The following is a 14,466-nucleotide window of genomic DNA, read 5'->3' as shown; positions in this document are numbered from 1 at the left end:
AAGCGAAACCGGCGCCGAGCAGGGCGGCCGGGGTGAGGCGCTGGGAGGCGAACACCCGTTCGTCCGCGAACGCGGCGAGGGCCAGGCGTAGCGCCGCCCGCGGCACCCGTGCCACGGCGGGGCGGCGGGCTGGCGGAACCGCGCGGAGCCGGCTGCTGCTTCCGGTGGTCGGCTGCGTCGGGCTCGTGGCGGTCGTCATCGCCGCCGTGCTGATGAGCGGTGGTGGTTCCGAGGGTCCCGTGGGGGGACCGGCGGCCACGACGGCCGCCGGTGGCAGCCAGGCGGACTCGAGCGCCACCCCGGTGAACGGCCGCTCCCCGGAACAGGCCTGGCGTGCGGTCCTGGACGAGCTCAACGGTGCGCGCAGCGCCGCCTTCGAGCGGGCTGACCCGGCCACCCTTGCCGGTGCCGACGCGCCGGGCAGCCCGGCGCTGGGCCACGACGAGGGGCTGATCGGCCAGATGCGGGAGCGCGGTGTGCACGCCACCCCGGTCCGCGTCCAGATCGTCGACCTGGTGATCCGGTCGGAGAGTGCGGACGAGGTGGTCCTGCGGGTCACCGAGAGCATCGAGCCCTACGACTTCGTCGACGCCTCGGGTGCTGTGCAGGCGAGCGAGCCCCGGGTGCCGCCGAGCACCAGGGACCTGACCCTGCGGCGGACAGAGGGTGGGTGGCGGCTGGCCAGCAGCGCGTCGGTCGCGCCCGGCTGAGCCGGTCAGGTGCCGGAGCGGAGCGCCTCCGAGAGCGCGGAAGCCAGATCCGGGTGGGTGAAAGCGAAACCGGCTCCGAGCAGGGCGGCCGGGGTGAGGCGCTGGGAGGCGAACACCCCTTCGTCCGCGAACGCGCCGAGGGCCAGGCGTAGCGCCGCCCGCGGCACCCGTGCCACGGCGGGGCGGCGCAGGGCTTGGGCGAGGGCGGTGGTGAACTCGGCGTTGGTCACCGGGTGGGGGGCGACCAGGTTCACCGGCCCCCGCACCTCCTCCGCGCCCAGCAGGAAGCACAGCGCTCCGACGGTGTCGATCAGGCTGATCCAGCTCAGCCACTGCCGACCGGAACCGAGCCGCCCGCCCGCACCGAGGCGGAAGATCGGGAGCAGCCGGGGGAGCATGCCGCCGCGGGCGGACAGCACGATGCCGGTGCGCAGGTGCACGACCCGGAGGCCGGCCTGGTCGGCTGCCGTGGTGGCGGCCTCCCAGTCGCGGGCGAGGCCGGCGAGGAACCCGTCGCCGGGGGCGGCGGACTCGTCCAGGGCGGCCGCCGCCGACCCTGCCGCGGTGCCGTACCAGCCGATGGCGCTGCCCGAGAGCAGGACCCGGGGGGCCGGGGAGAGACCCGCCAGGGTCTCGGCGAGCAGCCGGGTGCCGTCGATCCGGCTCGACCGCAGCCGCTGTCTGTAGCCGGAGGTCCATCGGTGGTCACCGATGCCCGCGCCGGCCAGGTTCACCACCGCGTCGACGCCCCGCAGCGCGGTGGGATCCAGCATGCCGGCGGCCGGATCCCACCGGATCTCCGACGCGTCGCCCGGGGGGCGGCGGACGATCCGCACGACCTCATGGCCGTCCGCCTGCAGTGCGGGGAGCAACGCGGAGCCGATCAGCCCTGATGATCCGGTGACGGCCACCTTCATGCGCCGGGCTCCTCGTCTGCTCGCTCAACCACCTCGACTGCCGTGCCCGGCGCGTTCAGCGCCGTCGCCGACGGTGGCCGACCGGCCGCCGTCGGCCAGCGGCGGTGGTGACGGTGGCGGCCAGGAGGGCTGGGGCCGAGGCCGGTGTGACCCGACCCGCGGCCCGTGGCCCGCGGCTGACCGCCACCGCTGTGTCGTGCCTGCCTACAGCCCCAGCTCGGCCTCGAAGGCGCCTTCCTCGAGCCGGCTGGCCACCGCGGTGAGGAAACGGGCCGCGTCGGCGCCGTCGACGATCCGGTGGTCGTAGGTCAGCGCCAGGTAGACCTTCGACCGGACCGCGACGACCTCGCCGAGCTCGGGGTCCGTGACCACTGCCGGCCGCTTCACGACCGTCCCGGTGCCCAGGATCGCCACCTGCGGCTGGTTGATGATCGGGGTGTCGAACAGCGCACCCCGGCTGCCGGTGTTGGTGAGGGTGAAGGTGCCCCCGCCCAGGTCGTCCGGAGAGACCTGGTTGGCGCGGGTGCGGGCGGCAAGCTCGTCGATCTTGCGCGCCATGCCGCTCAGGTTCAGGTCACTCGCGCTGTGGATGACCGGGACGACCAGGCCGCGGTCGGTGTCGACCGCGATGCCGAGGTTCTCCGAGTCGTGGTAAGTGACGGTGCCCGCCTCCAGGTCGATGCTGGAGTTGATCACCGGGTGCTCACGCAGCGCCTCGCAGGCGGCGACCGCGAAGAAGGGCAGGAACGACAGCTTCACGCCCTCGCGGGCGGCGAAGGCACCCTTGGCCCGGTCGCGCAGCTTCGCGATCCGGGTGACGTCCGCCTCCACGACGGTCGTGAGCTGCGCGCTGATCTGCAGCGACTCGACCATCCGGCGGGCGACGAGGGAACGCAGCCGGGTGAGCTTCTCGGTGCGACCGCGGGCTGCGGCCGCGGCGGGAGCCGCCGGTGCGCTGGCCGGCCGCGCCGCCGGTGCGGCCGCGGCCACCGGTGCGGCGGGAGCGGGCGGTGCTGCCTGCGCGGGGGCCGGGGCCGACAGCGACCGCGCCGCGTCCTGGATGTCCTGCTTGGTGATGCGTCCGCCCGGGCCGCTGCCGGTGACCGAGCCGAGCTCGACGCCGAGCTCGGCCGCCATCTTGCGGACCAGCGGCGTCACGTACCGGCCCAGGCCGTCCGCTCCGGCGTCCGGAGCGGACGCGGCGGCCGGGGCCTGCGCCGGGACGGGCGCGGGGGCCGGTGCGGGCGGCGGAGCCGGAGTCGGGGCCGGTGCTGGCGGCGGTGTCGGAGCGGGAGCGGGAGTCGGTGCGGGCGGCGGGGTCGGCGCAGGTGCGGGCGGTGCGGGCGGTGCGGGCGCGGCGGCCTGTGCCGGGGCCGGCTCGGGCTGCGCGGCCGGGGCCGCGCCGTCACCGGAGCCTGCGGCCCCGTCCTCGATGACAGCCAGTTCGACGCCGACCTCGACGGTCTCGTCCTCGGCGACCTTGATCGAGCTCAGGACGCCGGAGGCGGGCGCGGGGATCTCGGTGTCGACCTTGTCGGTGCTGACCTCGAGCAGCGGCTCGTCGGCCTCGACGCGCTCGCCTTCCTTCTTCAGCCAGCGGGTGACCGTCCCCTCGGAGACGCTCTCCCCGAGGCGGGGCATTGTGACGGATACTGACATGCTGACAACGACTCCTTCGTCGCGCCCGACGTCCGTCCCGGTGCCCGGTCGGGCGGCCGGCGCGGACGGCGGGCACCGCAGGCTAACTGTGGACGTGCAGTGGCTTGCCGGCGAGAGCGAGGTGCGCCTCGCCGAGCGCCTCGGAGAGGGTCGGGTGCGGGTGGATCAGCTGGGCGACGTCGGAGGGGTAGGCCTCCCAGTTGGTGATGAGCTGGGCCTCGGCGATCAGCTCGCCGACCCGGTCGCCCACCATGTGGACGCCCAGGACGGGGCCGTCCTTCGCGGCGACGACGGTCACCGCTCCGGTCGAGCGCAGGATGCGGGCCTTGCCGTTGCCGGCCAGGTGGTACGTGGCGGTGCTGATCTCCCCGTGACGTTCCCGGGCGGCGGCCGCGGTCAGGCCGACGGACGCCACCTCGGGATGAGAGTAGGTGACCTTCGGGACGTTGTCGTGATCGACCGGAACCGGCTCGAGCCCGGCAAGACGCTCCGCAACCAGGATGCCCTCGGCGAACGCCACATGGGCCAGCTGGAGCCCCGGCCGGAGGTCCCCGAGCGCGGAGACGGTGGGGACGTTCGTGCGCAGGTGCCGGTCGACGACGACATGCCCGCGGTCCGTGGCGATCCCGATGCCGGCGAGGCCGAGCCCGGCGGACACCGGGCCGCGTCCCACTGCGACCAGGAGCAGCTCGGCGTCGAGCGTCGAGCCATCCGCCAGGGTGACTGTCACGCCCTGGTCGGTGGCCTTGGCGTCGCTGAGCGCCGTCCCCAGGCGCAGCGTGATGCCGCGCCCGCGGAAGGCGCGTTCCAGCAGCTTCGAGCTGGCCTCGTCCTCGGCGGGCACCAGGTGGGGGAGGGCCTCGACGAGCGTCACCTCGGCGCCGAAGGAGCGCCACAGCGAGGCGAACTCACACCCGATCGCGCCACCACCGAGGACCACCACCGAGGCGGGTACCCGCGTCAGCGCGAGCGCGTCGTTGCTGTCGATCACCGTGTGGTGGTCGACGTCCAGGCCGGGGAGGGCGCGCGGGGCGGAGCCGGTGGCGAGCAGCAGGTGCCGGCCCTCGACGAGACGGTCCCCGACGGCCACGGAGGTCGGGGAGACGACCTGGCCGGTTCCCTCGACCACCTCGATGCCGCGGGAGCGCACCAGGCCGGTCAGGCCCTTGTAGAGGCCGTCCACGACCGAGTCGCGGTAGCCGGCCACGCCGGCCATGTCGATCCCGTCCAGCGTGGCGTGCACGCCGACGGCGGCACTGCCGGTGACGGTGTCGACGACCTCCGCCGCGTGCAGCAGGGCCTTGGTCGGAATGCAGCCGCGGTGCAGGCAGGTGCCACCGAGCTTGTCCTTCTCGACCACGACGGTCCGCAGGCCGAGCTCGGCAGCACGCAGCGCGGCGGCGTACCCGCCGCTGCCGCCGCCGAGGACGACGAGGTCGACAGGACCGTCCGCTGTGCCCGCCACGCGAGGGTCCCTTCGTCGTCAGCTTGCGGACTGCGGGTCACGGCCCGGCGGCGGCGGGAGCGCGGCCGTCGTCAGGACCGGTGAGCCTGGCCGGAACGACTGTGCGAAACGGGGACGGATGTCCCCCACCCGCACCGCTCCGGCTGGGACCAGTCTTTCACGCGGAGGCACGCTGTCTGGACAGACGGCGCCGACTGTGCCGCATCACGCGACGTCGTGGTGGCCTGGCTCGCCGGCGCCCGCGCGATCCTCGGCGAGCTGCACGAGCGTGCGCACGATGGCGCCGGTTCCGCCCTTGGGGGTGTAACCGTAGGGCTCACCGCCGTTCCAGGACGGGCCGGCGATGTCGACGTGCGCCCACGGGATCTCCTCGGGCACGAAGGCGGCGAGGAAGTGGGCGGCCAGCAGCATGCCGGCGTCCCGGTTGCCGCCGGGGGCGACGTTCGCCAGGTCGGCCACGGCCGAGTCCAGGCTCTTGCGCAGCTCCTGGGGCATCGGCATCGGCCAGACGGTCTCCCCGGCCCGGCCGGCGGCGGCGACGACGGTGTCCGGCGCGTCGCCGCGGCCCATCACCCCGGCGGTGCGGGTGCCCAGCGCCACGATCTGTGCGCCGGTGAGGGTGGCGACGTCGACGATCAGTGCCGGCTCCTCCTCGGCAGCGCTGGCCAGCGCGTCCCCGAGCACCAGCCGGCCCTCGGCGTCGGTGTTGAGCACCTCGACCCGCTTGCCGCCGCGCAGAGTGATCACATCGGACGGGCGGATGGCGTCGCCGGAGGGCATGTTCTCCGCGCACGGCATCCAGCCGGTCAGGTTCAGCGGGAGGCCCAGTCGGGCCACGGCCACGACCGTGGCGAGCACCGAGGCGGCGCCGGCCATGTCGCTCTTCATCCACTCCATGGACACCGGCGGCTTGAGCGACAGACCGCCGGAGTCGAAGGTGATGCCCTTGCCCACCAGCGCCAGATCGGTGTCGGGACCGCCGCCCTCCGAGGCCGCCCCGGCGCTACCCGCCGCCTCGGCGCCCGCGTACCGCAGGCGGATGAGCCGCGGCGGGTTGGCCGACCCCTGGCCGACGCCGAGCAGGCCGCCGTAGCCGCCCTCGGCGAGGGCGGTCTCGTCCAGCACCGTCACCTCGACGCCGGCGGCGGCGGCCCGCTCCGTCGCGATCTCGGCGAGCCGTGCCGGGGAGAGGTGGCTCGGCGGGGTGTTCACCAGGTCCCGGACGAGGGTGACGGCCTCGGCCACGATGCCCGCCCGCTCCAGCGCGGCCTCCGCCGGCGCCACGCCGGCCGGATCGTCGACCACCAGGACGATCTCGCGGACCGGCGCCGGCCCGTTCGCGGCGGACCGCAGGCTGTCGAAGGCGTAGGCCCCGAGCAGCGAGCCCTCGGCCGCGGCCCGCAGTGACGCAGGCGTCAGCCCGCCGGGGGCGAGCGCCAGTGTGGTGGCGACCCGGCCGGTGCCGGCCAGTGCGCGCACCGCCGCGCCGGCGGCCCGCCGCAACGTCTCGTGCGCGGGGCTGACCTGGCTGCCCTGGGGGGCCTCGCTGCCGCCGGCGGCCCAGCCCGCTGTGAACGGGCTGTGGTCCCCGACACCGACCGCGAGCACGGTGGGTGCCTTCGTGGCGCCGAGCGTCGCGAAGCGCACGGTGTTCCCGATCGCGCCGGTCGCCCCGAGGTCGGCGAGGATCCGGGCCAGCCGGCCGCCGAGCGCGGCGTCGATCGCGCCGGCCCCGCCGAGGGGGACCGGGCCGTCGTCGCCGCTGGCCATGCCGATCACGATCGTGTCGACGTCAAGATCGGTGAGGATGGTGGCGGAGGCAGCGGTGACGGTCATGGCCTCAGCGTATTGGCCCCCCGCGCGTGTGCCTCGGTGTGGCATCGCCGGGCCGGCCCGGCGGCGCCGCGGGCGGGCCGATGACCAGCTGGGCAGCGCTCCCGGCGGCACCGCTCGACCATCCGGGCGATACCCGGCTGACCCGCCGGAGCGCTCTGCGGGCGGTTACGCTGCCGGCATGACAGAGCTGCGCCGGTCCCCGCTGCACGAGCGGCATGTCGAGCTGGGTGCCAAGCTGGCCGCCTTCGGCGGGTGGCAGATGCCGATCGAGTACGCCGGGCGCGGGGTCCTGGCCGAGCACGCGGCCGTGCGTTCCGCCGTCGGTGTCTTCGACGTGAGCCACCTGGGCAAGGCCCGGGTCGCCGGGCCCGGTGCCGTCGACTTCGTCAACGCCTGCCTGACCAACGACCTGCGCCGGATCGGTCCCGGCCAGGCGCAGTACACGCTGTGCTGCGACGAGACCGGCGGCGTCGTCGACGACCTGATCGCGTACTACTACGCCGACGACGACGTGTTCCTGGTCCCGAACGCGGCGAACTCGGGCGCGGTCGTCGGGCGGCTGGCCGCCGCCGCGCCGGCGGATGTGGCGGTGACGGACCTGCACACCGGGTTCGCCGTCCTGGCCGTGCAGGGGCCCGCCTCGGTCGAGGTGCTGGGTGCGCTCGGCCTGCCCGCCGACGGGGCCTACATGACCTTCGCCGACGCGGAGTGGAAGGGGCGGCCGGTCGTGGTCTGCCGGTCGGGCTACACCGGCGAGACCGGGTTCGAGCTGCTGCCCCGCTGGGAGGACGCGGTCCCGCTCTGGGACGAGGTGCTGGCGGTCGCGGCCCGGCTCGGTGGCCTTCCCTGTGGTCTCGGTGCCCGCGACACCCTGCGGACCGAGATGGGCTACCCGCTGCACGGCCAGGACCTCTCGTCCACCAGCACCCCGGTGCAGGCCCGCTCCGGCTGGGCTGTCGGTTGGGACAAGCCGGCCTTCTGGGGCCGCGACGCGCTGCTCGCGGAGCGGGCCGCCGGGCCGGCACGGTCGTTGTGGGGCCTGCGGTCGAACGACCGCGGCATCCCTCGCCCGCACATGCGGGTGAACGGTGCGGACGGTGCCGAACTCGGCGAGGTCACCAGCGGCACCTTCTCGCCGACCCTGCGCCAGGGCATCGGGCTCGCCCTGCTCGACCGGTCGGTCACCGCCGGCGACACCGTCACGGTGGACGTCCGCGGCCGCAGCTCGACGATGACGGTCGTCCGCCCGCCGTTCGTCTCCGCCTCCCCGCGCTGAGGCGCTGGAGCTAGGCGAGGCCGACGAGCCGCAGGGCCGGGGTCGGAATGGTCATCGCCATCGTGACCAGACTGACCAGGGCGGTGATCTCCACGGTCGCGCCGAGCGTGTCGCCGGTGACGCCGCCGAACCGGCGGACCAGCCGGCGGCGGAGCAGGAAGGCGGCGCCCAGCGCGACGGCCACGGCGACCACGGCGCGGACCGCCCGGCCGTTGTCTCCGCCGTGGAAGTCGAACCGCCCGGCCAGCGCCGCGACGGCGAACACCCCGGCGGTGGCCAGGACCGCGTCCCGGCGCCGCACGGTGCCGGCGACCAGCGCCCCAAGGCCGTCCGGCCGGGCCGCGGGCACTCCCTCGACGCACGACCAGGTCGCCGCGAGCCGGCTCGCCATCGCCGCGACCAGGATGGAGACCGTGCCGCGGTGGGCGGCGATGGCGGTGCTCAGCGCCGAGACCTGGACGAGCACCACGAACAGCACCGTGACCGCGCCGAAGGCACCGATGGTCGACTCGCGCATGACGGCCAGCACCCGCTCGCGCCCGCCGCGGACGCCGACCGCGTCCGCGACGTCAGCCAGGCCGTCCAGGTGCAGGCCGCGGGTGAGCCCGGCGAGCAACGCCACACCGACGACGGCCGGCAGCAGCGTCTGCGGGCTGCCGGTCGGCGGTTTGGTCATGATCCGCATCGCCACCACTGCCAGGGCGCAGACGAACCCGAGAGCGAAGCCCACCGCGGGGGCGGCGACCATGGCCCGGCCGGCCACGGTGCGGTCCAGGCGCTCGGGGCCGCGGATCGGCACAACCGTGAGCAGGGTGACGGCTGCGCGTGCCCCGATCACGCGGCCGTCATGCGGTACCCGGGCCGGCGCCGTCGACGCTCGTGGCGCCGAAGCCCCCACCGACGGTGCGTGAGCCGTCGAAGCCCCTGCCGTCGAGGGCGGTCCCGTCGAAGTCCCTGCCGTCGTAGACGGAGTCGTCGTGGGCAGGGTCGTCCGGACCGGTCTGGCCGGTGCCTGCGCCGTCACCGCCCGCGCCGTCGGGGTCCGCCTCGGCGGGGAGGGCGTCCTTGCTGCTGACGCCGGCCTGGTCGAAGGTGGCCATCTCGGCGAGGGTGCGCTGCGCCGCCAGCAGCAGCGGCACGGCGAGCAGCGCGCCGGTGCCCTCCCCGAGGCGCAGGCCGGCGTCGACGAGCGGCTCCAGCCCGAGGTGGTCGAGCACGAAGCGCTGCGACGGCTCCGGGGAGCGGGTGCCCGCGACCCACCACTCCTTCGCCCCGGGCGCGATCCGTTCGGCGGCGAGCGCCGCCGCGCAGACGATGACCCCGTCCAGTACCACCGGGGTGCGCCGGACACTGGCCTGCACGAGCAGCCCGGCGAGCGCGGCGAGATCCGCCCCGCCGGCGACCCGCAGGACGGAGAGCGCGTTGCCGGAGTAGGGCCGGGAGCGGCGCATCGCGTCGCGGATCGCCGCCACCTTGACCATCCAGCGCTGGTCGTCGATGCCGGTGCCGCGCCCGACGACGTCCACCGGCTCCCGGTCCAGCAGGGTGCCGACGACCGCCGCCGCGGGCGTGGTGTTCCCGATGCCCATCTCGCCGGGGACGAGCAGGTCCGCTCCGGCGTCGATCTCCTCGTCCGCGATCAGGCGGCCGATGGCGAACGCGGCGTCGACCTCGGCCGGGGTCAGCGCGTCCCCCTGGTCGATCCGGCCGCTCGCGCGCCGGACCCGGTACCGCTCGGGCGGGGCCGTGCCGTCCACCCCGCCCGGGGAGGTCGGCAGCGGGGTGTCGACGGCGACGTCCACCACCCGCACCGACGCCCCGACCCCGCGGGCGAGGACGTTGACGGCCGCGCCGCCGGCGGCGAAGTTCGCCACCATCTGCGCGGTGACCTCGGCCGGGAAGGCAGACACGCCGGCACTGGCGATGCCGTGGTCACCGGCGATGACGACGACCCGGATGCGGGCCGGCGGCCGCGGCGGGCACAGGCCCTGGGCGCCGGCGATCCAGACCGACAGCTCCTCCAGCCGGCCGAGGGCGCCCGGCGGCTTGGTGAGGATGCCCTGGCGCCGGCGCGCGGCGTCCATCGCCGCCCGGTCGAGGTCCGGCACGGCGGGAACGGCACCCGGCGCTGGCACTGACCCAGGCGCTGACCCGGGTGCCGGCGCAGGGGCCGACGCCGGAGCGGGTGCGGCGGGCGCGGCGGGTGCGAGGGGCGCCGTGGATGCCGCGGGCGGCTCGGGCGAGGTGGTGTCCACAGGTCCTTATTACCTGATCGTCCCCTGGTGGCCGATCGCCGGGCGAGCCGGGTGGAGGGTGATCCGGTAATTTGCCGGAGTGTCCGTACCGGAGCGGCCGACATCCTTCAGGCTCGCCGGACGGTGGCGGACACGTGACCGGGCGCTGCGCGCTGGGGGAGGGGGGACCCGTTGGACCCTGTTCGTGGCCGATCCGTCTTCCTGAGCCACACCGGCGAACTGCGGCGCTTCCCGCGGGACCGCTCGTTCGTCGCGGCCGCCGAGCGCGCGATCGCGCTCGCCGGTGACCGGGCCGTCGACATGGAGTACTTCGGTGCCCGGGCGCAGAGCCCCGCCGACTTCTGCGTGCGCCAGGTCAAGGAATGCGACGTCTACATCGGCCTCATCGGGTTCCGCTACGGGTCACCCGTCCGGGAGCTGCCGCACCTTTCCTACACCGAGCTGGAGTTCCAGGCGGCGACCGAGGCGGGTCTGCCGCGGCTGGTGTTCCTGTTGGACGACGACGCCGAGGTGCCGTTCCGCGAGTTCCTGGACCGCGAGTACGGGGACCGTCAGGAGGCGTTCCGCCGGCGGCTGCGCGACGCCGGCGTCATCGTCGCCGACTTCCGCGACGGGCTGCTGGAGACGGCGGTGCTGGACGCCCTGGTCAAGCTGCGCGAGCAGAGTGACCGGCCCGCCCCGCCGGCCGCCCGGCCGGCGCTGGCGGCACCGGTGCGGCCGCCGTCGATGGTGCCCGCCGTCCGGGGGCTCGTCGAGCGGCCCGAGCTCGCCGAGGAGGTGCTGGGCAGGCTGCTGGCCGCCGTCCCGCCGGCCGCGGGCGTGGCGGGTGGCGGCGAGATCCCCCGCCCGGTCGTGCTCGCCGGTGCCGGCGGGTTCGGGAAGACGACGCTGGCGGTCGCCGTGTGCGGCAGTCCGCGCATCGCGTCCCGGTTCGACGGCGGCGTGCTGTGGGTGACCCTCGGGGAGTCACTCGCCGGCCCGCACCTGGCGGACCGGATCAACGACCTGAGCGAGGCACTGTCCGGGGTCAGGCCGACCCTGTCCGACCCCGAGCAGGCCGGCTTCCGGCTCGGCGAGCTGCTCGGCCGGGAGCGTCGCCTGCTGGTCCTCGACGACGTGTGGCGGCGGGCCCAGCTCCGCCCGTTCCTCGCCGGCGGCCCCGGGTGCGTCCGGCTGATCACCACCCGGATGCGCGGGCTGGTCCCCGACGGCGACATCCTGCAGGTGCCGGCGATGGCCGACAGCGAGGCCGCCAGCCTGCTCTCCCGCGACCTGCCGGCCCGGCTGCCCGAGCCGCTGCTGCGGCGGCTGCTGGTGGTCACCGGTCGCTGGCCGGTGCTGCTCTCCCTGGTCAACCGGGCGGTGGCACGACAGGCCCGGGACGGCATGCCGGTGCGCCGGGCGGCCGAGCGGGTGCTGCGCAGGCTCGAGCGGCGCGGCCCCACGGCGCTGGACGTCAGCCGGGTCGAGGAGCGCACCCTCGCCGTCGAGGCCACGCTGTCCGCGAGCCTGGGCCTGCTTACCGGCGACGACCTGGAGCGCTACCTGGAGCTCGCGGTGTTCGGCGAGGACGTCGAGATCCCGCGGGACGTCCTGGAGACCTACTGGGCGGCCACCGGTGACCTCGACCGCGACGAGGTCGACGACCTCTGTCAGGAGCTCTCCGACCTGTCGCTCGTGGTGGCCTACCGGCGCGACCCGCCCTCCCTGGTGCTGCAGGACGTGCTGCGGACCTACCTGCGCTCCCGGGTCGGCCCGGCCCGACTGCGCGACCTCGACGGCGTCCTGTGCGACGCGCTCGCACGCATGATCGACCGTGCGACCGGAGCTGGCGGTGGCGGAGGTGGTGGTGGCGCCGGGCGGCGTCCCGTGCCGTGGTGGACGGCGCCGGAGCAGTCCGGCTACCTGTGGGGGCACCTCGCGGGCCACCTGGCCGGGGCCGGCCGCGTCGACGAGCTGGTCGCCCTGCTCGGCGACCTGCGCTGGACGGTCGGCAAGCTCGCCGTGGGCCGGCTGGGGCCGGTCGCCGTCGAGGCGGACCTCGACGTCGCCGCCGCGCTGCGGCCGGACGACCCGGTGCTGGCGGCGCTGAGCCGCGCGCTCGGCCAGAACGCGCACCTGCTCGGGCCGACCGAGCCGCCGGAGGCCCTTGGCACGGTCCTGCTCAGCAGGCTGGACGGCATTCGCACGCTCGAACCGGCCCGGGCCGCGCTCGCCGCCCGGCTGCAGGGCCCGCACCTGGTCAACCGGTGGGCGCTGCCCGACCAGCCGCACCCCGCGCTGCGGCGGGTCCTGGCCGGGCACAGCCAGCAGGTGCACGCGCTGGCGGTGGCACCCGACGGGAGGTGGCTCGCCTCCGCCGGGATGGACGGGACGGTCCGCACCTGGACCGTCGGCGCGGGGGCGGCGCGGTCGGTGTTCACCGGGCACGTCGGCAGTGTGCTGGGCTGTGCCGTGGCGCCGGACAGCAGCTGGCTCGTCTCGGCGGGTGCTGACGGCACCCTGCGGGTCTGGGATGTGCCCGACGAGAAGGACGCCGGAGAGTTCCTCGGTGCCGGCGGTACCGGCGTCGGTGCCAGCGGCGCTGGCGGTGCTGGCACGGGCGGCACGGGCGGCACGGGCGCGGCCGGGGGGATCGGAGGTGCCGAGCCGGCGGCGCGTCTCGTGCTGCGCGGGCACCGCGGCCCGGTGCACGGGTGCGCGGTGAGCGCCGACGGCGCGTCGGTGTACTCGGTCGGTGCCGACGGCACCCTGCGGGTCTGGGACGCCGTCACCGGCCGGGCCCGCCTGGTCATGCCGGTGGCGGGCGGCGCCCTGCGCTGCTGCGTGGCCGGGCCCGACGGTCCTGACGGCCCGACCCTCGCCGTTGCCGGGGACGACGGGTTCATCTGGCTGCTCGACCCGCGTACCGACGGTCCGCCGACCGGTGAGCGGCGCATGCTCGAGCGGAGCCCGGACCGGCCGGCCACCGATGAGCGGCGGACGGCGGTGCGGGGTGGCGCGGCCGGAGCCATGGCGGGACGCCCCGGTGGGTGGGACGGTCCGGCGGGCGGCGGTGCGCGGCGTGGCCCGCTGGCCGGCCACGCCGGCCCGGTACTCGCGCTGGCCCTCGGCCCGGAGGGCAGCTGGCTGGTCTCGGCCGGCGAGGACGGCACGGTGCGGCGCTGGGACGTCCGCACCGGCCGGCAGATCGGGGTGATCAGCGACGGCGGCCGCCCGGTCCGCTCCTGCGCGCTGGCTCCGGACGGTGCGTTCCTCGTCGCGCCGGACGGGGGCGTGATCGCCGTGCGGGACCCGCTCGGCGGCGCCCAGCGGGCCGAGCTGACCGGGGCGATCGGTACCCGGGCCTGTGTGGTCGCTCCCGACGGCTCCTGGATCGCCTCCGGCGGCCGCTACGGCACGATCCGGGTCTGGAGCACCGGCAGCGACCTGCCCCGCCCGTCGAGCGGGGGGCGCAACGAGGGCTCCCGTGGCTGCGCCGTCGCCGTCGCCGTCGCCGCCAACCCGGCCGGGCCGGCCGGGCCGGCCGGGTACGTCGTGTCGTCGAGCGACGACGGAACGGTCACCGCGTGGGACCTGAGGACGGGCGAGCCCGGCGCGGCGATGGTGGGGCTGCCCGGCCCGGCCCGCGGCTGCCGGGCGGCCCCCGACGGCAGCTGGGTCGTCGTGCCGGCCCAGCCGGACGCACTGCGGCTGTGGGATCCGGCCACCGGCAACGTGCGGGCGGTGCTCACCGCGGACGTCGCCGTGCTCGGCTTCACCGTGGCCGCGGACGGCACCTGGGTCGCCGGTGGCTGCGAGGACGGTTCGGTGCGGCTCTGGGACACCGAGTCCGGCGAGTGGATGGCCACCTTCACCGGTCACACCGCGCGGGTCCTCGCCGCCGTGGCCGGGCCGGACGGCAGCTGGCTCGCCTCCGCCGGCGACGACGCGACCGTGCGGATCTGGGACGTCGTGACGCTGGAGCAACGCAGGCTGCTGGGTGGGCACCGCGGGCCGGTGCTCGGCCTCGCGACCGACCCGGCCGGGAGGGTGCTGGCCTCCGCCGGGCTGGACCACACCGTGCGGATCTGGGACGTCCCGACCGGCGAGCCGCTGGCCGTCCTGGCGGGGCACGTGCACACGGTGCGGGAGGTGGCCTTCTCCCCGGACGGCGCCTGGCTCGCCACCGCGGGCGGCGACGGGTCGGTGCGCATCTGGGACCCGCGGACCTGGGCCTGCCGCACCATGATCCGCTTCGAGGGTGCCGCGCGCGGCTGTGCCTGGTCACCGGACGGGACCAGTCTCGCGGTCGCCGGCTCGTCCGGGCTGTACCTGTACTCGCTCCTGCCCGGCTGAGAGCCGGCCT

General features: G+C 76.0%; 10 protein-coding genes. 3 read left to right on the top strand and 7 right to left on the bottom strand.

Features of this window, described 5'->3' with window-relative positions:
- A partial coding sequence (locus AB1460_RS05340) for a DUF1731 domain-containing protein (RefSeq protein WP_368959465.1) occupies positions 1 to 199 on the bottom strand: 199 nt, incomplete at its 3' end.
- On the opposite strand from AB1460_RS05340, the gene AB1460_RS05335 reads away from it, so the two are divergent.
- The gene (locus tag AB1460_RS05335) at positions 186 to 710 is read left to right on the top strand and encodes a hypothetical protein (protein WP_368959464.1); all 525 of its coding nucleotides are present in this window, start codon (positions 186 to 188) and stop codon (positions 708 to 710) included. The genes AB1460_RS05340 and AB1460_RS05335 overlap by 14 nt on opposite strands.
- Before the next feature lie 5 nt (positions 711 to 715).
- On the opposite strand, the gene AB1460_RS05330 is transcribed toward AB1460_RS05335, so the two are convergent.
- The 4 genes from AB1460_RS05330 to AB1460_RS05315 all read right to left on the bottom strand — a co-directional run bounded on the left by AB1460_RS05330 (position 716) and on the right by AB1460_RS05315 (position 6,587).
- Positions 716 to 1,627, bottom strand: coding sequence for a TIGR01777 family oxidoreductase (locus AB1460_RS05330; RefSeq protein ID WP_368959463.1), 912 nt, complete (start codon positions 1,625 to 1,627; stop codon positions 716 to 718).
- 204 nt (positions 1,628 to 1,831) lie between these two features.
- Positions 1,832 to 3,286 (bottom strand): 2-oxoglutarate dehydrogenase, E2 component, dihydrolipoamide succinyltransferase, encoded by a 1,455-nt coding sequence (gene sucB, locus AB1460_RS05325; RefSeq protein ID WP_368959462.1) that lies wholly within the window; start codon positions 3,284 to 3,286, stop codon positions 1,832 to 1,834.
- A gap of 82 nt (positions 3,287 to 3,368) precedes the next feature.
- Entirely contained in the window at positions 3,369 to 4,751 is a 1,383-nt protein-coding gene (gene lpdA / locus AB1460_RS05320) for a dihydrolipoyl dehydrogenase (protein ID WP_368959461.1), read from the bottom strand.
- Between the two features lie 204 nt (positions 4,752 to 4,955).
- Positions 4,956 to 6,587 (bottom strand): leucyl aminopeptidase, encoded by a 1,632-nt coding sequence (locus AB1460_RS05315; RefSeq protein ID WP_368959460.1) that lies wholly within the window; start codon positions 6,585 to 6,587, stop codon positions 4,956 to 4,958.
- 178 nt (positions 6,588 to 6,765) lie between these two features.
- On the opposite strand from AB1460_RS05315, the gene gcvT reads away from it, so the two are divergent.
- Complete coding sequence (gene gcvT / locus AB1460_RS05310; protein ID WP_368959459.1) at positions 6,766 to 7,863, top strand: glycine cleavage system aminomethyltransferase GcvT; 1,098 nt, start codon at positions 6,766 to 6,768, stop codon at positions 7,861 to 7,863.
- Between the two features lie 10 nt (positions 7,864 to 7,873).
- Here gcvT and cobS read toward each other — a convergent pair whose 3' ends face one another.
- Together cobS and cobT are read right to left on the bottom strand one after the other, a co-directional pair.
- Complete coding sequence (cobS, locus tag AB1460_RS05305; protein ID WP_368959458.1) at positions 7,874 to 8,701, bottom strand: adenosylcobinamide-GDP ribazoletransferase; 828 nt, start codon at positions 8,699 to 8,701, stop codon at positions 7,874 to 7,876.
- A gap of 7 nt (positions 8,702 to 8,708) precedes the next feature.
- The gene (gene cobT / locus AB1460_RS05300) at positions 8,709 to 10,118 is read right to left on the bottom strand and encodes a nicotinate-nucleotide--dimethylbenzimidazole phosphoribosyltransferase (RefSeq protein WP_420497194.1); all 1,410 of its coding nucleotides are present in this window, start codon (positions 10,116 to 10,118) and stop codon (positions 8,709 to 8,711) included.
- 171 nt (positions 10,119 to 10,289) lie between these two features.
- Between cobT and AB1460_RS05295 the strand changes: the two genes are divergently transcribed.
- On the top strand, positions 10,290 to 14,456 hold the full coding sequence (locus AB1460_RS05295) for a DUF4062 domain-containing protein (RefSeq protein ID WP_368959457.1): 4,167 nt from the start codon (positions 10,290 to 10,292) through the stop codon (positions 14,454 to 14,456).
- Positions 14,457 to 14,466 lie beyond the last annotated feature (10 nt).

Source organism: Parafrankia sp. FMc2 (assembly GCF_041008525.1).
Taxonomy (GTDB): domain Bacteria; phylum Actinomycetota; class Actinomycetes; order Frankiales; family Frankiaceae; genus Parafrankia.
This window is presented reverse-complemented; position numbering and strand designations above follow the sequence as displayed.